The 19,535-nt window shown below is 29.2% G+C and carries 15 protein-coding genes; all 15 read left to right on the forward strand.

All coding sequences use genetic code 11. The features are described 5' to 3' along the window. Nucleotides 1-30 precede the first annotated feature (30 nt). Complete coding sequence (locus K7H06_RS20385) at nt 31-765, forward strand: YveK family protein (RefSeq protein ID WP_343216800.1); 735 nt, start codon at nt 31-33, stop codon at nt 763-765. Next, a complete protein-coding gene (locus tag K7H06_RS20390; RefSeq protein WP_223037828.1) occupies nt 762-1,481 on the forward strand; it encodes a CpsD/CapB family tyrosine-protein kinase in 720 nt (239 codons plus the stop codon). Before K7H06_RS20385 ends, K7H06_RS20390 begins: the two co-directional genes overlap by 4 nt. Further along, nucleotides 1,478-2,299 (forward strand): tyrosine-protein phosphatase, encoded by an 822-nt coding sequence (locus tag K7H06_RS20395; RefSeq protein WP_223037829.1) that lies wholly within the window; start codon nt 1,478-1,480, stop codon nt 2,297-2,299. Before K7H06_RS20390 ends, K7H06_RS20395 begins: the two co-directional genes overlap by 4 nt. 55 nt (nt 2,300-2,354) lie before the next feature. Further along, a complete protein-coding gene (locus tag K7H06_RS20400) occupies nt 2,355-3,434 on the forward strand; it encodes an S-layer homology domain-containing protein (protein WP_223037830.1) in 1,080 nt (359 codons plus the stop codon). Between the two features lie 81 nt (nt 3,435-3,515). Then, nucleotides 3,516-6,296, forward strand: a complete 2,781-nt coding sequence (locus K7H06_RS20405; protein ID WP_223037831.1) for an S-layer homology domain-containing protein — start codon at nt 3,516-3,518, stop codon at nt 6,294-6,296. Between the two features lie 496 nt (nt 6,297-6,792). Continuing rightward, the gene (locus K7H06_RS20410) at nt 6,793-7,452 is read left to right on the forward strand and encodes a sugar transferase (protein ID WP_223037832.1); all 660 of its coding nucleotides are present in this window, start codon (nt 6,793-6,795) and stop codon (nt 7,450-7,452) included. Nucleotides 7,453-7,467: 15 nt separating this feature from the next. After that, complete coding sequence (gene wecC / locus K7H06_RS20415; protein WP_223037833.1) at nt 7,468-8,784, forward strand: UDP-N-acetyl-D-mannosamine dehydrogenase; 1,317 nt, start codon at nt 7,468-7,470, stop codon at nt 8,782-8,784. 34 nt (nt 8,785-8,818) lie between these two features. Continuing rightward, a complete protein-coding gene (locus tag K7H06_RS20420) occupies nt 8,819-10,792 on the forward strand; it encodes an alginate lyase family protein (protein ID WP_223037834.1) in 1,974 nt (657 codons plus the stop codon). Then, nucleotides 10,789-12,918 (forward strand): bi-domain-containing oxidoreductase, encoded by a 2,130-nt coding sequence (locus K7H06_RS20425; RefSeq protein WP_223037835.1) that lies wholly within the window; start codon nt 10,789-10,791, stop codon nt 12,916-12,918. The genes K7H06_RS20420 and K7H06_RS20425 overlap by 4 nt, the downstream gene beginning before the upstream one ends. Beyond that, nucleotides 12,915-13,991, forward strand: a complete 1,077-nt coding sequence (locus tag K7H06_RS20430; RefSeq protein WP_223037836.1) for a glycosyltransferase — start codon at nt 12,915-12,917, stop codon at nt 13,989-13,991. Before K7H06_RS20425 ends, K7H06_RS20430 begins: the two co-directional genes overlap by 4 nt. 11 nt (nt 13,992-14,002) lie before the next feature. Continuing rightward, nucleotides 14,003-15,091, forward strand: a complete 1,089-nt coding sequence (locus tag K7H06_RS20435; RefSeq protein ID WP_223037837.1) for a GNAT family N-acetyltransferase — start codon at nt 14,003-14,005, stop codon at nt 15,089-15,091. 13 nt (nt 15,092-15,104) lie between these two features. After that, a complete protein-coding gene (locus tag K7H06_RS20440) occupies nt 15,105-16,583 on the forward strand; it encodes a lipopolysaccharide biosynthesis protein (RefSeq protein WP_223037838.1) in 1,479 nt (492 codons plus the stop codon). Continuing rightward, nucleotides 16,570-17,199 carry a GNAT family N-acetyltransferase gene (locus K7H06_RS20445; protein ID WP_223037839.1) on the forward strand — a complete coding sequence of 210 codons (630 nt, stop codon included), beginning with the start codon at nt 16,570-16,572 and terminating at the stop codon, nt 17,197-17,199. The genes K7H06_RS20440 and K7H06_RS20445 overlap by 14 nt, the downstream gene beginning before the upstream one ends. A gap of 4 nt (nt 17,200-17,203) precedes the next feature. Next, on the forward strand, nt 17,204-18,286 hold the full coding sequence (locus K7H06_RS20450; protein WP_223037840.1) for an acyltransferase family protein: 1,083 nt from the start codon (nt 17,204-17,206) through the stop codon (nt 18,284-18,286). A 29-nt stretch (nt 18,287-18,315) separates the two neighbouring features. Continuing rightward, entirely contained in the window at nt 18,316-19,515 is a 1,200-nt protein-coding gene (locus K7H06_RS20455; RefSeq protein WP_223037841.1) for a hypothetical protein, read from the forward strand. Nucleotides 19,516-19,535: the final 20 nt, after the last annotated feature.

Genomic DNA, 19,535 nt, shown 5'->3' on the forward strand with positions numbered 1-19,535 from the left:
ATGGAAAATGGTGACATAGGGGAAGAAAGGATGAACTACATGGAAGAAATGGAAGTAATTGATTTACGTGAATATTTTGATGTGATTCAAAAAAGAAAATGGATTATATTTTTGATTACAGCTATAGCAGTTTCTACAAGTGCTGTTGTTAGTTTTTTTATACTAGACCCAGTATATGAGACTTATACTACTATGATGGTAGGAAAAACAAAAAGCCAAGAAACAATGATTGAATACAGTGATGTGTTACTGAGTCAAAAGCTGGTAAAGACTTATGGAGAAATTGCAAAAAGTAGAACGGTTTCAAAGGAAGTGATCAAGGATCTTAATCTCTCTTTTACACCTATTGAACTTAAGGAAAAAATAGAAATAAATTCTGTGAAGGATACAGAGATTATTATGATCAAGGTACAAGATACAGATCCTTTGCTTGCACGAGATATAGCTAATGATTTGGCACAGGTATTTAAAAAACATGTGACAAAAATCATGAAGGTAGACAATGTACAAGTTATTGACAAAGCCGAAATTCCAAAGAATCCTGTTAAGCCAAGGCCACAGCTCAATATTGCTATAGCAGGGGCTTTAGGTATTATGATTAGTTTAGGAGTAGTATTTTTACTAGAGTATCTAGATAATACCATTAAGACACCAGCTGATGTAGAAAAATATTTAGGTTTACCAGTCATGGGAACTATTCCATTGCTGGAAGAAAGTGAAAATCAAAAAGTAAAAGTACAAAAAGGAGTGAAGGAATACGCATGAAGAACTTAATTGCTTTAGAAAATCCAAAATCTCCTATTGCAGAAGCTTATAGGACATTCCGAACCAACATTCAATTTTCTAGCTTTGATAAAGAGCTAAATACGATTGCCATTACAAGTACAGGCTTAGGAGAAGGTAAATCGACTACTATAGCCAATCTTGCTATAACTATGGCACAGTCTGGTAGTAGGGTATTATTGATTGATTGTGATTTGAGAAGACCTCAAGTACATAAGAACTTTAGTCTTGTCAATCATAGAGGACTAAGCAATATATTAGCCCATCAAACATCCCATGAAGATGTGATCAAACAAACTAATGTGATCGGGCTTGATATCTTAACTTCAGGACCAAAACCCCCAAATCCCTCAGAACTTTTAGGGTCAAATGCTATGAAAGAATTTATCAAAGAGATGACACAAAAATATGATCGAGTACTACTGGATGCTCCACCAGTAGGGTTAGTTACAGATGCAGCTGTTCTTTCTACTGTTGCAGATGGAATCATACTAGTAATTGCAGCAGGAGAAGTGGCTATAGAAGCAGCACAAAGGGCCAAAGACCTGTTACAGCAAATTAATGCCAACATTATTGGGGTACTCCTTAATAAAGTATCTGCACAAAAGAGCAAATATTATCAATATTATTATCAGCAGTACTACGATGAAGAGGATACAGATACAAAATCTTCTAAAAGAAAGAGGCGTAAAAAATGATTGATATCCATTGCCATATACTACCTGGCGTAGATGATGGAGCAAAGGATTTAAAAGAATCTATAGAAATGGCACGAATAGCGTATAAAGATGGTATAAGAACCATCATTAATACTTCTCATTTTTATGATACAAATGATTTTGTTACAGGAGAACAGCTAAAGAAAAAATTAATCAATCTACAGCAAAAACTCAAGGAAGAAAACATAGACATGGAGATGCTTCTTGGTAATGAAGCGTATATATCACCGAACCTTCCTGAATTGGCAGAAAGAAGAGAAGTATTTACCATCAACCATTCAAGATATTTACTTCTAGAGCTACCTATGCAGGAGATTCCTATGTACACAGAGACAGTAATCTATGAACTAAGGCTCAAAGGTTTTATCCCTATAATTGCCCATCCAGAGAGATATGCAAAGGTCATAGAAGAGCCGAATATAGTCTGTGATTTTATTGGACAAGGGGCACTCATTCAAGTGAATAGTGGAAGCATCAGAGGAAGATTTGGGGAAGCAATACAAAAAACAGTATACACTTTACTAAGGCATAACATGGTACATTTAATCGGAAGTGATGCTCATGCATCAAAATCTAGAAGACCTATGTTAAAGAAAGCCTTCGAAAAGGTATCTGAAATCACAGGACAAGCTTATGCAAATCAAATTTTTTATGAGTATCCTAAAGCTGTAATCAAGGATGAAGATTTTGAGATCCAACAGCCCATGGAGATTCAACAACGAAAAAAATTGTCTAAAAATTTTTTTGGGAGAATACTGGAAAAATGTTCTCTTTTTACCATAAAAAGGGTAGAATAGAAAGGAGCTATTAAAAATCATAGAGCATATTATGTGCAGATGAAGGAGGAAAAAAATGAGAAAAAGAATTTTGTTGATATTATTGAGTATGGTATTTGTTTTTGGTACAGTGATTTCTTATGCAGGAACAACAGTGGATGTAGATTACAATAAATTAAATAATCTTTTAGAAGAAGCATCAAATCATCCCAAAAGAGAGGATTATTTAATGCGTTTAAAAGAAGGCATAAGATCTGAAAGTGGTATAGATAAACTGAAAGAAAAAGTGAACACAGAATTTAAGGATAAACTTGAAAAAAGAGGGATGTCTGTAAGTGAAGCAACTGAAGCATTAGAAACACTTAAAAGTTTGGATAAAGAAACAAGAATTGCTTTAATTGAAGCCGTAAGCGATAATAATAGCAATAAAATAAAGAATTTATTAGGTGAAGAAGAACAACCTGCTACTGGTGGAGGTGGTGGAGTATCCCAAGAAGAACAAAAAAATCAGAAGATAGAAGAAAAGAAAGAAGACATAAAAGAAGAGCAAATTACAAAAGAGCAGCCTATAGAAAAGAATATACCTATTAAGAAAGAATGTCATTTTGCAGATATTGAGAATCATTGGGCAAAGGATAGTATTATCCATATGGTATCTATAGGGATTACTAGTGGATTAGATGAATATACATTTGCACCACAAGAAAGTCTTACAAGAAGTCAAATGGCTACTTTTATGGTAAAACTATTAGATCTAAAAGTAATCAATGAAGAAAGTTTACCATTTAAAGATATGAATAAAGAGAATTGGGATTATACTTTTGTAAAAGCTGCATACGATGCAAAACTTGTAAGTGGTATTTCAAAAGAACTATTTGTTCCTAATGCAAAGATTACAAGAGAGCAAATGATGACTATGATTATGAATGCTTTAATATATAAGGATTGTATGCCTAAAGAAGATGAGCGTAAACTGGATCAACAGCAAAAGTTAGACAAAGTATCAGACTGGGCAAAAGATGCTATTCAAAAAGGTATAAATCTAGGAATTATTGATAGCAATAATAAAATAATTGTAGATCCACAAGGAGAAGCTACTAGAGCTGAAACTATTGTGATGATTGAAAAGGTATATAAATTAATAAATAATCAATAAAGAGAATGGGGTGAGAGGAGAAAATAGAGGATTATTTGTAAAGTTTTTTAATAAATTATGATAAAAGGGAGGATGAACATAATGAAAAGAAAGTGTATTAGTTTTGCACTTGCATTTTTACTTGTATTTGCATGTATGCCGATGCACTATACAGTAAATGCAAAACCAGTTAATGAAATGTCTTTTAAAGAATTAAAGGCAGAATTTAATGATATCCTAGAAACAATTAAAAATGCAGACATTCCTAATAAAGAAGATGGGTTTATAACTCTTAAAGGGCATATAAGAGCAGGAAATTATGATCATGTAGTTGATCAGTTAACAAAAGATAAGAAAGATGGAGGATGGCTAACTTACGAGCAAAAGAATAAATATTTCTATAGTAAAGAAGGTATGGATGAAGAGAAATATAAAAAAGCAGTAGAGTTAGTTTATTTACTTGAAATCTTTGATGAAGAAACAAGAGTGGGTTTTATAGAAGATATTGAAAATGGAAAGGAACCAGATTTACTAGATGAAGGAGAAGCTATAGCAGATAGAATTAGAAAAGAGTTCCCTAAGCTTGAAGAATACATAAAAGAAGTAGAACCACAATTTGATTTAGATATGTATGCATTTGCATTAAGTGTATTAAAAGGTACAGGTGTTGGAGCTATTGTAATAGATGATCCAGACCAACCTGAAAAAATTAAAATAACCGTGCCAGATAAAATTAATGGTGTAGATGTAAAACAAAAAATAAATGATGCTTTTAGTGGTGTTATATATAGAGGACATAAATTTGTTGACTTTGATACAATGACAGATAAAGTAGTAAGAGAGATTAACAAAAGATTTAATGCATCTCAAATGAATAAATTCAAAGCGACATTAAAAGATTATGGATTCTATGCAGGAGAGATAGATCAACAAGCACCTCAAATCATCATCGATAATAAAGTGGTTACAATCAATAAAGGAGAACAGTTTAATTTATTATCAGGAGTAACTGCAAATGACAATGTAGATAAAAATATTACAGTTCAAGTAGCTAAAGATGGTGGGTTTAACAAAGATAAAGCAGGTACTTATGAAATTACATATATTGCAAGAGACAAAGCAGGCAATGAGGCAACAGCAACAAGAACTGTAGTTGTAATAGATATTGTTTCAAAAGACCTTGAAGATGATGATCAAGGAAACAAACAAATGGAAACTACAATAGAAGGATTGAAACCAGGAAAAACAGAAGGTGTAAAAGTAGAAGTATCACTTTCAAACAATATTAAAAGCCAATTAGGATTAAGCGAAGACCAAAAGATTGATATTGTATTACCAGATTTAGATATTAGTGAAAGTACACCAGTAAAAATAACTATTAAGACAGCTAAAAAAGCAAAAGATCAGATTCAGTCAAGACCTCAAGAAAAGGTATTGGTTGTAGAAATTAAGATTGATGGATTAAAAGATAAAAAAGTAACATTAACATTACCTATGCCAAAAGGTGTTACAAAAGAAAAAGTAGGAGCTTTCCATGGAATAGAAAAGAATAAAAAAATGCGTTGGGAATATAGAGAGGCAACTCCTAATGCAAATGGACAAATAGAATTTACTACAAACCTAAGTCCAGTAGTTATTGGAGAGAAGGTAGAAGTACCAACAGTAACAACAACAAAAACTACGAATAGTGTAACCCTAAAATGGAGTGCATCACTAGATGGTGCAACTTATGAAGTATATCAAGGAGACAAACTTCTTATAACAACAAGTGAAAAAACTCATACAGTAACAGGCTTAGCAGCAAATACTTCATACACGTTCAAAGTAAGAGCATTAGATGCAGATAATTTTGAATCTGATTTTGCAATAGTAGCTGTAACTACAGATAGTACTTCTGGTGGAAGTTCATCAGGTGGTGGCGGTGGTCCTTCATATAGTGGAGAAACTGTAAAAGCCAATGAAAGTGCAACAGTAAAAAGATCAGGTGTTATAGTAAAAATACCAGCAAAAGCATTTGATAAAGAGATGAAAGTAAAAATTGAGGCAGTTTCTGATTATAGAACAAACAAATTACCTATGAAAGAAAATGACAAACTGATAAGTAAAGTATTTGAAATTACCAAAACAGAAAAAGGAAACTTTGAAAAAGCAGTAACTATCACACTACCATATGACAAGTCAAAAGTAGATTTAGACAAATACGACCTAGCAATCTACTGGTTAGACAAAGATGAGTGGATCAAGCTAGATGATGTAAAAGTAGATACAAAAGATGCAAAAGTAAGTGGAGAAGTAAACCACTTCACTAAATTTGCAATCATCGCAACCGAAAAAGAAAAAGTAGTAGTAGAAGAAGAGATGAAAGTAGTTGTACCAGCAGACGTAGCAGGACATTGGGCAGAGGAAAATATTGCAAAGTTAATGGGATTAGAAGCAATCAGTGGATATCCAGATGGAACATTTAAACCAAATCACAAAATCACAAGAGCAGAATTTGTGACAGTTCTTGTAAAAGCATTTAAATTAAATATTCAATCAGGGACAGTATTTGAAGATACGAAAGATCACTGGGCAAAAGATTATATCAGCACAGCAACAAATTATGGTATTGTATCAGGATATGATCAAGATACATTTGGAGCAAATGATCTAATTACTCGTGAACAAATGGCAGTAATGATCGTAAAAGCTGCTAATCTTTCAACAGAGGCAAGTCAAATGACATTTGCAGACAAAGATACTATTTCTACTTGGGCACAAAAATACGTGGCTACAGCTGCTAAAGAAGGTTTTGTAAGTGGCTACGAAGACAATACCTTTAAGCCAAAGAAAAATGCAACAAGAGCAGAAGCTATGACAATCATTGCAAATGCAATAAAATAAAACATAAAAAAATCCTTTAGGAGAAATAATCCTAAAGGATTTTTTTATTATCTTTGTTTTACAATTATTTGATTTACTTTTTGTTTTATCCTAAAGCTATTTAAATTTATATAAAATACATACATTTTCCAATTTGTACAATAATATACTATATCGTGCTAATAAACATAGTATGGAATTTAGAATAAAAGTTAGAGTTAAAGATAAGGAAATAGAGAAAAAAGCATAAAAATTATTAAAGGAATAATTTTGACGAAAAGTGTTGGGAAAAGTTGGATAAAAAGTAAAAAATAAGGAAGGAGTTCGACTATTTTTTATAGAAAGTATATAAGACGTAAGCCTTATTTAGTATAGGACTAATCGTTTATATATATTACAATCAAAAGAATTCAGTGAGTAAAGAAGTGTAGCTTGTATTTGGGAGCTTAAGCTACATGGAGCTAATAGCACACCCACCGCTGAGTATAGAGATTATATTTATCAGGAGGGGCGAAATATGGACAATATAACTATTTCAAAAGGGAAAATCCAATTAAAAACAAAGGAATCATTTGGATATCTCATTTCAAAAAGGTTATTGGATATTAGTGGATCATTGATAGGGTTGATACTTTTATTGCCACTATTTTTGATTATAGCCATTTTGATAAAAATAGAAGATCCTAAAGGTCCAGTTTTTTTTGTTCAAGAAAGAAACGGAAAATATCCTCAAATATTCAAAATGTATAAGTTTAGAAGTATGGTATCTAATGCTGAGGAATTACTTGAAAAACTAAAGCATCAAAATGAAATGAGTGGTCCTGTATTTAAGATCAAAGAAGATCCACGTATTACAAAAATAGGGAGATTTATCAGAAAAACAAGTATAGATGAATTACCACAGCTGATCAATGTATTATTAGGGGATATGAGCCTTGTAGGACCTAGACCCCCTATTCCAAGAGAGGTAATACAATATACACCACACCAAAAGCAAAGGCTTTTAGTAAAACCAGGACTTACCTGTATCTGGCAGGTGAGTGGAAGAAACAATATTGGGTTTGATAAGTGGGTGGAGATGGATATAGAGTACATAAGGAAGAGAAATTTTTGGGTTGATTTGAAGTTGATATTTAAAACGATTCCTGTGTTATTTGGGGATGAAAATGCAGCGTAGAGGGGGATACAAAAATTGAAGGAAAAAATATGTGTCGTAGGATTAGGATATATAGGACTCCCAACTTCAGCCATGTTTGCAAGTCATGGACACGAAGTAATCGGAGTAGATGTAAATGAGGAAGTCGTAAAAGCATTAAATAAGGGAGAAATCATTATAGAAGAACCTTATTTAGATATATTGGTACAAGCAGCAGTAACATCAGGTAATCTAAAAGCTTATACAGAGCCTAAAGAAGCAGATGCATTCATATTAGCTGTACCCACACCTATTACAAAAGACAAAAAAGCAGATATGACCTATGTGAAAAAAGCTGCTGAGGCTATTGTACCCTATCTGAAAAAAGGAAATCTTGTCATACTAGAATCTACATCGCCTACAGGAACAACACAAGATTTAATCGTTCCAATTTTAGAAAAGAGCGGATTAAAAATAGGAGAAGAACTATATGTAGGACACTCTCCAGAAAGAGTATTACCAGGACAAATCTTAATGGAGCTTGTTCACAACAATAGAATCATTGGTGGAATTAACAAAGAATCAGCAGAAAAAATAAAAGAACTATATAGTACCTTTGTAAAGAGTGAAATGTATACAACTACAGCTACAACAGCAGAAATGTGTAAAATGATGGAGAATACATTTAGAGATGTAAATATAGCACTTGCAAATGAACTAGCCAAGTTATGTGAAAACATAGGGATCAATGCATGGGAAGTCATTGAACTTTGCAATAAACATCCAAGAGTCAATATTCATCAGCCAGGGCCAGGAGTAGGAGGACATTGTTTAGCAGTAGATCCATGGTTCATAGTAGAAAAATTACCAGAACTTGCAAATATTATTAAACTTTCAAGAGATACCAATGATTCTATGCCAGAGCATGTATGTAAAAGAACAGAAAAGATATTTAAAGATATTGAAGGAACAAAAAAAGTAACTATATTAGGAATTACATATAAGCCAAATATTGATGATATGAGAGAAAGTCCAATCTTAGAATTAGTTGATCTACTAGAAGAAAAGAATTATGACATATCTATTGTAGACCCATATGTAAAAGAATACAAACACTTAGAAAAAGATATGAAAAAAGCAGCCAAAGATAGTGATTTATTGATTCTTGCAGTAAATCATAATGACTTTAAAGGAATTAATTTTGATGAGTTAGGAAAAGAAATGAGAAATAAAAAGATGTTTGATACGAGAAATTATTTTGATCAAGAAACGTTAAGTAAAAGTGGATTTGAATATTATTTACTAGGTGAAAAAGGGAATCAATATATTGTAGATCAAAAGGATGCATTAAAAGAGATAGCTGTGACCAAGTAATGTTTTAAGTAAAAAAATCAAAGGTAGGATATATATGAATAAGCTGCAAAGATACATGAAAAAAGCAAAGGATATGCCGTTAGATGTACTAGTAAAAAAGGTTGCTCAAAAAACTGCAGATAGAATTTACTATATAGCAAGAGAACAGATGGTAAAAAGGAAGCCAATTGATATGGATGATAAGTTATTTAAAGGTTTTCAAGGAGATATAAATTTTCTATTTGATACGTCAAATAAAGACTATTATATAGAGCAGTTAAGAAAACTTGATCAAGAGCAAATAATTATCAAACAAGCGGATAAAATTTGCAATCATATGTTTGATCTTCTCGGCTCAGGAGATACAGATTTAGGAAAAAATATTAAGTGGAATCAAGATTTTAAATCAGGGTTTATATGGGAAAATCAGTTTTATAAAAAAATAAAAGCAGTTGATCTAAATAACGATGCAGATGTAAAAGTACCATGGGAATTATCAAGATTTCAGCATATTCCAACCCTTGGACAAGCTTACTTACTTACCAATGATGAAAAATATGCAAAAGAATTTCAAGAACAGATAGAAGATTGGATAAGCAAAAATCCAGTAGAAATGTCAGTAAACTGGACTTGTGCAATGGATGTAGCCATAAGAGCATGTAATTGGATAGTAGGAATATATTATTTCAAAGATAATAAAGAAATTAATCAAGTCTTTTGGATGAAATTAAATAAATGGTTATATCTTCATGGAAAGTTTATATATAAGAACCTTGAAAAAGGAACTATTAATAACAATCATTATCTATCTGATCTAGTAGGGCTTGTATGGTTAGGGATTTACTTTAAAAACTTTAACAAAGAAAAGTCAAATATTCCAAAAGAGTGGCTTGATTATGGGGTTAAAGAACTAGAAATAGAAATCCAAAAGCAAGTCTATGAGGATGGATGTAACTATGAGGCATCTACAGCATATCATTGTTTGGTAACAGAGTTATTATTATATACAATTATTCTTTGTGATAAAAATCATATTAACTTTTCACATGAGTTTATGACAAAGATTGAAAAAATGTGTGAAGTGATCATGAATATTACAAAGCCAAATGGATGGATTCCTCTCATAGGGGACATGGATAGCGGAAGATTTATCATGTTTACTGGATATGGTAATGAAGAAATGAGAGATTTTAGATATCTTTTAAGAGTAGGTGCAGAATTTTTTGATAGAGATGATTTTAGGGTTCATGCAGACAACAAGCTTGCAGCTATATGGATGTTTAAAAAAGTGAAAGAATCTAAAAATAAAGATTACAAACTAAAATCTATATCGTATCCAGATGGAGGACTACACATTTTAAGAAATGATCGAGTGTATATGATTATAAGATGTGGTCAAAATGGAACAGCAGGTAGAGGTGGACATACACATAACGATCAGTTAAGTTTTGAATTAAATGTGGATGGAGAAGATTTTATCGTTGATCCTGGAACTTATGTATATACAGCAGATTATAAGATGAGGAATCTGTTTAGAAGTACGGCTTATCATAATACATTGAAAATTGAAGGTTTTGAGCAAAATGATTTTAGTGAATTTGATTTGTTTGAGATAAAAGATGAGACAAATGCTCAAGTAGTAGATTGTGATAAAAATTATTTCAGAGGAAAGCATTTTGGATATCAAGAGAAAGCAGGAATAATACATGAAAGAGAGTTCTTATTAGGGGATAATGCCATTCAAATTGAAGATGGATTTACTATCATCCAAGCCATTAAAATGGGACAATATATAAAATTTTATTTAAATGAGGATGTTAAAGTAGATTGTAAAAATGGACTTATATACTTAAAAAACCAGCTTAATACAATAAAGATATCTTTTGATAAAAATATAAAATTAAAAGTTAAACATTCTTATGTATCAAAAGGTTATGGAGTAAATAAAGAATCTAAAGTAATTAGTTTTCATGTAAATAATCAAAAAAAATTTATGATAAATATTGAAATTGTTGGAGGGGACAAATGAAGCAGGTATTAGTAAAAAAAGGGACAACAGTTGTAGAAGATATTCCAGCACCAAAAGTAAGAAAAGGAAATGTATTAGTACAAGTAATGTATTCTTGTATTAGTGCAGGAACAGAAATGTCAGTAGTGAAAGCATCAGGAGGTAATATCATACAGAAAGCATTTAGAGATCCAGAAAAATTAAAAAAAGGTTTAAACATGATTAAAGAAAAAGGATTGTTACAAACTCGAAGCAAAGTAAAATCTAAGGTGGAAGAGGGAAAACCTACTGGATATAGTGCATCAGGAGTGGTTATAGAAGTAGGAGAAGATATTCATGATATAAAAGTTGGAGATCGTGTAGCATGTGCAGGTGCTAAATATGCATATCATGCAGAGTATATAGAAGTACCTAGAAATTTAGTTGTAAGAATACCAGAAAATTTAGATTATAAAGAAGCATCAACAGTTACATTAGGTAGCATTGCAATGCAAGGTGTAAGAAGAGCAGATGTAAGATTTGGTGAAAATGTTGCTATTATTGGCTTGGGTATTTTAGGGCAAATAGCTAGCCAAATTGTAAGTGCAGCTGGAGCTAGAGTCATTGCTATTGATTTGGATGATAGGAGATTATCTATAGCAAAAGATAATGGAGTAAAAAATATAGTAAATCCTCATAAATGTAATGTGGTTGATGAAGTCATAAAGTTAACAGATGGATATGGAGTAGATGCTGTTATTATTACTGCTGCAACAAGTTCTAAAGAACCATTAACTCAAGCTTTTCAAATGAGTAAAAGCAAAGGGAAGGTAGTACTTGTTGGAGTAGTAGGGATGGAAATTAATCGTAATGATATGTATCAAAAGGAATTAGATTTTTTAATTTCTACATCCTATGGACCAGGTAGATATGATGCTAATTATGAGGAAAAAGGACTAGATTATCCATATCATTATGTAAGATGGACAGAAAATAGAAATATGCAAGAATACCTTAAAATGATTGAAGAAGGAAAAATTAATTTAGATAACATTATTGAAAAAATCTATTCAATTGAAGAAGCAGAAAAAGCATATGAAGAACTGAAAACAGGGGAGAATAATCCTCTTATTGTATTATTAAAGTATAAAGAAAAAGTTCAGAAGAATGTCAATAGGGTAGTACAAGTAAATAAGTCATTTGAACTTAAAAAAGATAAAATTAATGTAGCGATAATTGGAGCGGGAGCTTTTGCTAAAGATATGCATCTTCCAAACCTTCAAAAACTAAATGACATTTATACTATATATGCTATATGTAATAGAACAGGAAGTAGTGCAAAAGAGCTTGCAAGTCAATATGAAGCAAAATATGTAACTACAGACTATAAAGAAATATTAAATGATGAGAATGTAGATATGGTAATGATTTGTACAAGGCATAATCAACATGCTCAAATATCTATAGAAGCAATGCAAAAAGGAAAAGCAGTATTTGTTGAAAAACCTATGGCTTTAAATGAAGAAGAAATGAAAGAAGTATTGAAGACTATAGAAGAAACGAATATGCCTTATATGGTTGGGTTTAATAGAAGATTTTCAAAGTATGCAGTAGAAGCTAAAAAGCATATAAAAGATAGAATCAATCCTATGATTATAAATTATAGAATGAACGCAGGTTATATTCCACTAGACCATTGGGTTCACACTGGAGAAGGTGGAGGTAGAATTATAGGAGAAGGCTGCCATATTTTTGATTTATTTAATTACTTCACGGAATCAGAAGTAGAATCAATATCAGTAAATAGTATAAGTCCTAAAACAGAAAATATATCTTGTAGAGATAATGTAGTAGCTACATTAAAGTATAAAGATGGCAGTGTATGCACTTTAACATATACATCGATAGGAGCAAAATCCTATTCAAAAGAGTATTGTGAAATCTATTGCGATGGAAAGATTATAGCTATAGATGATTATAAGAAAATAGATGGATATGGACTAAAGGTAGCCAATTTAAGTAGTAAAGGATCAGAAAAAGGTCAATATGAAGAATTAATAGAGTTTAGTAAAGCAATTAAAGAAAAAAGAAATTATCCAATACCTATTTGGCAGATAGAGCAAACCACAAGGATTAGTTTTATTATAGAAGATGTGATTTTAAAATGAAGAAAAAAAAAGTTATTATTATAGGACCTTATCCACCACCTATAGGAGGAATCTCTGTTCATATAGCAAGATTATCGAGATACTTGAGAGAGTGTGGTTTTAAGTATACAGTTATTGATGAATCCAAGGAAATAAAAAATTTTGTTATACCTAATTATGAACAAGTTAATAATTTAAGAGTTTGGATTGGTAAAAGTATATTTTCTTGTAAAAATAGTATTATTCATTATCATTCTAGAAATTGGTATGATATGTTCTTGTTTTGTTTGGTTTCTAAGATTCATAGATTAAAATTAATAGTGACATTACATAGCTTTAGAGAAGAACCAAGTAAATTTAACTTATTCAAAAAATTATCCTTTAAGTATTGTATTCGTAATGTAACACATTTTATTGCTGTTGGAGAAAATGAAAAGGATAAATTAGTACGTTATAAATGTGATATTAACAAAATATCTGTTATACCTGCTTTTATAGTACCAAGATACGATATAAAAGATGATAAGCTTATTCCTAATCTCGTGTGGAATTATATGAAGGGTAATGATATAAATATTAGCGCAAATGCATTTAAGATATCTTTTTACAATAAGGAAGATTTGTATGGGATAGATATGTGTATAAACTTATGCTATAGGTTAAAGAAAGAATATAAAAATAAAAAAATTGGATTTGTTTTTTGTCTTCCAGAAATAGGGGATCACAATTATTTTGAGAAAGTCAAAAAAGAAATTAAGAAGAAAAATATTGAAAATAGTTTTTTATTTGTAAATGAAAGGATACCTTTGTATCCTGTATTAAGAAAGAGTGATATATTTATTAGACCAACTAATACAGATAGTTATGGAGTATCTATTGCAGAAGCAATTTATTATGACATACCAAGCATAGCTAGTGATGTATGTGATAGGCCACAAGGAACGATTTTATTTAAAAGTAGAGACCAAGAAGATTTAGAAGAAAAAGTAATAGATGTAATTAATAATTATGAACAGTACAAAGCTAAAGTGGAAGAAGTACAAATCAAAGATTATGCAGAGGATGTATTAGAGGCATATAAATGTGTATTATAAGGAGAATTATTATGTTATCAAAAACTATAACTACTACAGAAGAATTTTACAACTTACAAGAGGATTGGGAGAGACTTCAAGAACAAGATCCTGATGTAACATATTATAGTACATTTGAATTTGCAAAAGCTTGGTGGGATGCATATAAAAATGATCAAGATAAAGAACTGTTTATTGTATGCATTTATCAAGATAAAGATATAGTTGGAATAGCACCTTTTATTATTCAAAAAGAAAATAAAAAAATTATGTCATGGAATACATTGAGATTCCTTGGAAGAGGAGATTTTTTAGGGATTTTAGTGGATAGGAGTAATAACAATGAAATGACGATTATAAAAGATATTTTTAAATGTATAGAAGATAATACGGAAAAGTGGGAAAGATTAAGTTTAACTCACATAAAACATAATTCAAGTATAGTTGCATTCATATTAAAAAGTGGAAAGTATAATAGGAAATTAAAATATCTAATAGAATGTCCTTATATATTACTTAATAAATATAGAGATTTTGCGGAATTTAATAGAAAGTTTGTATCTGGACAAGTAAGAAATTATAGAAATAAGCTTATGAAAAATTTTAATTACCAATTTAGAATAGTGAATAATAAAGATATAGATATGTATGATGAAATTTCAAAGGTGCATAAGAAAGAACAAGAATATTTGATAGATAAATATAATAGAAAAGAAAGGAAAAGTATATTTACCGATAAGAAAAAGACAAGTTATTTAAAGCAAATATATAAAAATAACAGTAAGGTTTTAACATTTATGCTTACAGATGGGGAAAATAATTTGTTAGGATATGATACTTGTTATTTATATAAAGGAGTTTTACATTCTTGGAATATTGCGTATAATCCTGAATTTGAAAAATATAGAATAGGAAAAATATTAAATTATGAAATTGTAAAATATGTATTTAAAACAAAGATAGCAGATGTATTTGATTTTGGAGCAGGGAGATATCCTTGGAAATTTGAATGGACAAATGATTTTGTTTTAGATTATCAATTGGACATGTGGAATGAAGAAACTGAAAAAGGGAAGAAATTAAAGAGATTATTTGAACTTAAGAAAAAAATTAGCAGATAGATGGAGAAAACTCATGAAAAAAAGAAACCTAGCAAAAACAGGAAGTATCTATTTGATGGGGTCTATTTTAGTAAATATAATTAATTTATTTTTGGTGCCTCTATATACAAATAATCTTACTACACAAGAATATGGGCAATATAATATAATTTTATCAATACAAAGTTTATTAGCGATTTTTATTACTCTTGGTATTTATTCAGGGATGTGTAGATTCTTTTATGAACATGAAGATTATAATAGAATAAAAAATATTACTTTGACTTTTTCACTTCTTTGGGGAGCGTTAATAATTCTTTTGACTATATGTACAGCACCTATACTTTCATATATTGTTTTCAAACAAGATATATATGGAAGTATATACATAAAGTACATTGTGACAAATTCAGTTTTGTTATGTATAATCTCTATTTACGAATCTTATTATTCAATGAAATATGAAGCTATAAAGGTAAGTTTTATTAATGTTGGTAAGATATTACTTGTGCTATTTTATATTATATATTTTATATCTATAAAACAAATGAAAATCATAGATATTTTATATTCTCAGTTTATATCATATTTAATAATAATGGTTATTCTAATTTTCTTAGATATAAAAAACATAAAATTAATTTTTGGAAAGGAAGAGTTAAAAAAGCAACTTATATATGGATTAGGATTATTACCTGGACAAGTTTCGGCTTGGATACTTACATTAATAGATAGATATTTTATCAAAGTCATGGTAAGTCTCAGTGCAGTAGGGATTTATTCATTAGGATATAAAATTGGTATGCTTATACAACCTCTTTTTACAAAACCATTTAAAAAAGTATTCACAGCATATAAATATGAGATTTATAACAAAAGCTATGGAAAAGAAAACATACAAAAGATGTTTAGATATTATAACGTTAGTGGTTGGCTGTGTATATTAGGATTTTCAATATTTGCCAAAATAGGGATTTTGATTTTAGGAACCGATGAATATATAAGTGCATACAAATTAGTCCCAATTATAACAATATCTTACTATTTATTTGGGTTAACTAATTTTTATGCATTAGGATTACATATTGCAAATAAAATGTTAATAAATTCTGGTATTGTGACAATATGTGCAATAATTAATATAATAATTAATATTGTATTGATACCTATGATAGGTATGTATGGTGCAGCGATATCAACAATTATTTCTTATATGATCATGAATATTATGTATTATTATACAGGTAACAAGTATTATAAATTAGATATTAGTATATTTGACCCATATAAATATAGCGTCAATTTTATACTGCTATATGGTATATATACATTAGTAAATCAGAAATTGACTAATATTGTACTACAAGGCATACTGAATATTTTATTATGTTGCGCATATTTAATACTATGTATAGTGTTTAAATTTATAACTGTTGATGAGATAAAAAACTATTTTAAAATGGCTTTAAATAAGTTGTTTAAGAAAAGGACTGTTTGTAATGATAATCAATAAAATTATAAGAGAATATAGAAAAAATGGGTTGGAAGGGATATTTACTAAAGTAAGAAATCGATTTGTAACAGAAGCATATGTATATGAAAGAGAATTAGATGATTTACCAAATATGAAATTTGATAATTATTCATTTATTCCTTTAACAATACAATTGTTAGATTTGATGTATAAAGAATATTTTGAAGAGATAAGAGTTAGAAAATATGAAATATTAAAAGGTAGATTAGATGAGCATTCTACAGCAAAATGTTATCTAATACTTAATGAAGATAGTATTGCAGGTTTTTGTAATATTGAGTATGGCGAATATTTTGAAAGTTGTACGAATTACGTCATGGAAAATAATAATCAATGTGCATATTTAATGGATGCATATGTGTTTAAAAAACATAGAAAAAAAGGATTACATAAATTTAATTATTATAGTAGGTTGAAAATTGCTAAAGAAAAAGGAGTAAAAGATGTAAAAGTAGTTATACATAAGGACAATTTAGGAGCAGAGAAAACTTGTGCGAAATTTGGGTTTGAAAAATATATGAAGATTAAAAGATATCACATTGGATGGATTGATAAAACAATAACAAAATCCTGTATTAATGAAAAAGGTGCTTAATATGATGACAGAACAAAACATAATAAAAGAACATAATAAATTAGAGCATATAATTTTATTAAAAATATTTGCAATATTAATAGTAGTATTGGGACATAGTACATTGATATATAATGATAATTGGACATATTTCATAGCTATAAACCAATCTAAATTTTTCCATTATTTAAAGGAGTATATTAATACATTCCAAATGCCATTATTTGTGTTTATTTCTGGATATTTATATTATTTTACTCATGTTGAACAATGTAAGTATAACACTTTTAAGATATTAATTAATAAAAAAATTAAAAAGCTTGTAGTTCCTTATCTATGTATAGGATTAATATGGGTAGTTCCAATTAGATACTTTGTTGAATATGAAAATTATAGAAGTTTAAAACTTATTCAAGTAATTTTTACAAAAGTATTAGTAGTTAAAGATGTAGGACACTTATGGTTTTTAATTATGTTGTTTAACATTTTTGTTATATTTTATTTTTTAGAAAAGTTAATTAAGAAACAAAATGCGATATTGGTATTATTTCTATTATTAGGATTAGCCATAATTAGTTATAAAATACCAAGTATCTTTCAATTAAAGAGGAGTTTTTACTATCTATTATTTTTTTATTTTGGATATATTTTTAGATTAAAGACAAAGGAAATTAAGTTATTAGTATTAAATAAACAGTTATTAATTACTTTTTTCTTAGTTTTATTGAATATTATGGGTTTTTATATAAAATTACTATCACCTGTATTTGCAGAAAGTAGCATAGAAATTAAAATTATGCTAGCTTGTTTGAAAATTATTAATGGGTTCAGTGGTACAATTTTATTTTATGTAATAATATTTAATATTAGTTGTAAGTACAAAGGAATAATTCATACAAAATACATAAGATTATTAGCGGATAAAACCTTTCAAATCTATTTATTTCATGAGCCATATATATATATTATATTTTTTTATTTAGGTATGACAAATATACACCCTGCATTATTAGTGAGCATATCGTTTTTGGGCAGTATATGTATTAGTTTAATAATGGATTATTTATTTAGTAGATTATATTATCTAAAATTTATGTTAGGAAAGTGAAAATTATAATATTAGGAGATGCATAAATCATGAATATTAAAATATGCAAATGGTATAATAATGCTGATTCACCAGTACTACTTATGGTGGATGATTTAGCAAATGTATGGGTGGATACTAGCGGAAATGGAAAAGTAGGATTGGGAGAAGATTGGGGATATGATAAGAATAATAAAAATTCATCATATAGATATTTAAATGAAGTAATACTAAAAAGTTATCCAAATATAAAAACTACCTTTTTTGTACCCCTAGGACCTAGAGTAGGTATGATAGAAAATTCTAATATAAAATTTATTTCAAAAAGAATAGATTGTGATGAACAAACTAAAAGCTTTTTTAGACAAATTAATGATAGTCCTAAATATGAAATAGCATACCATGGGACAACTCACGGAAAGGTAGGAAAAACTACAAGTGATTTTATTCAAGAATGGGAATTATATCAAAGCTTAGATCAAGCTATTGAAAGTATAAATAAAGGGAAAAAAATTTATAAAGAAGTTTTTGATGGATACCCAAAAGGTGGAAAATATTGTGGTTACAAAGGTGGAAAATATGGAGATGAGAGTATAGATCAAACTGGATTTTTATGGTGGAATAGATACTTTAATAAAGACATGGGAACAGCTAGTAAATGTGATATAGGAAAAGATTTTAATCCTTTAACTAATTTTGATATTAAAATATTTGGAAAAAATAATGTGATAGATATTCCTGCAACAGTTTATGGAGGAATGTTTAATGGGTGTGTGCATCTTAATATAAATACAATTAAAGGTATAGCTAAGTCGATATTAAAACCTTGGCTTATTAATAAAAAATATAAAGAACTTCAATATTTACTGAATAATAAATTAGTTATTAGTATTCAAGAACATATTTCTCCAGCTAGAAATGATAGTAGAAGACAAAAACCTAATATATTTGACGATAAAGAGAGTCTACATATGATTTTTGAGTATTTGAAAGATAAAAATGTATGGTATTGTACAGGCACAGAATTAGCGGAGTATTATTTTATACGAAATAATATAAGGATTATTAAGAAAAATAAGCAATTTGAGATTGAAGTTATGTATGATAAAAAAATACAAAATAAAAACATTACGATTAAAATTAGCAATACAAGTGCAGAAGCAATTATATTGCCTAATGGAATCAGAATGAAGGGAAATAAGAATGTTTACAATATACCTATTATTGATGGAGTATATACAATAATCTAGAGCAAATAAGGACGTATATT

This window comes from Crassaminicella profunda (assembly GCF_019884785.1).
In the GTDB taxonomy this organism is placed as follows: domain Bacteria; phylum Bacillota; class Clostridia; order Peptostreptococcales; family Thermotaleaceae; genus Crassaminicella; species Crassaminicella profunda.

Excerpts from the sequence above, each read along its gene's own strand:
- K7H06_RS20385 (WP_343216800.1), top strand. The coding sequence starts at position 31 with ATGAACTACATGGAAGAAATGGAAGTAATTGATTTACGTGAATATTTT.
- K7H06_RS20450 (WP_223037840.1), top strand. The coding sequence starts at position 17,204 with ATGACAGAACAAAACATAATAAAAGAACATAATAAATTAGAGCATATA.
- K7H06_RS20410 (WP_223037832.1), top strand. The coding sequence starts at position 6,793 with ATGGACAATATAACTATTTCAAAAGGGAAAATCCAATTAAAAACAAAG.
- K7H06_RS20440 (WP_223037838.1), top strand. The coding sequence starts at position 15,105 with ATGAAAAAAAGAAACCTAGCAAAAACAGGAAGTATCTATTTGATGGGG.
- K7H06_RS20425 (WP_223037835.1), top strand. The coding sequence starts at position 10,789 with ATGAAGCAGGTATTAGTAAAAAAAGGGACAACAGTTGTAGAAGATATT.
- K7H06_RS20420 (WP_223037834.1), top strand. The coding sequence starts at position 8,819 with ATGAATAAGCTGCAAAGATACATGAAAAAAGCAAAGGATATGCCGTTA.
- K7H06_RS20390 (WP_223037828.1), top strand. The coding sequence starts at position 762 with ATGAAGAACTTAATTGCTTTAGAAAATCCAAAATCTCCTATTGCAGAA.
- K7H06_RS20400 (WP_223037830.1), top strand. The coding sequence starts at position 2,355 with ATGAGAAAAAGAATTTTGTTGATATTATTGAGTATGGTATTTGTTTTT.
- K7H06_RS20445 (WP_223037839.1), top strand. The coding sequence starts at position 16,570 with ATGATAATCAATAAAATTATAAGAGAATATAGAAAAAATGGGTTGGAA.
- K7H06_RS20395 (WP_223037829.1), top strand. The coding sequence starts at position 1,478 with ATGATTGATATCCATTGCCATATACTACCTGGCGTAGATGATGGAGCA.
- K7H06_RS20455 (WP_223037841.1), top strand. The coding sequence starts at position 18,316 with ATGAATATTAAAATATGCAAATGGTATAATAATGCTGATTCACCAGTA.
- K7H06_RS20405 (WP_223037831.1), top strand. The coding sequence starts at position 3,516 with ATGAAAAGAAAGTGTATTAGTTTTGCACTTGCATTTTTACTTGTATTT.
- K7H06_RS20435 (WP_223037837.1), top strand. The coding sequence starts at position 14,003 with ATGTTATCAAAAACTATAACTACTACAGAAGAATTTTACAACTTACAA.
- K7H06_RS20430 (WP_223037836.1), top strand. The coding sequence starts at position 12,915 with ATGAAGAAAAAAAAAGTTATTATTATAGGACCTTATCCACCACCTATA.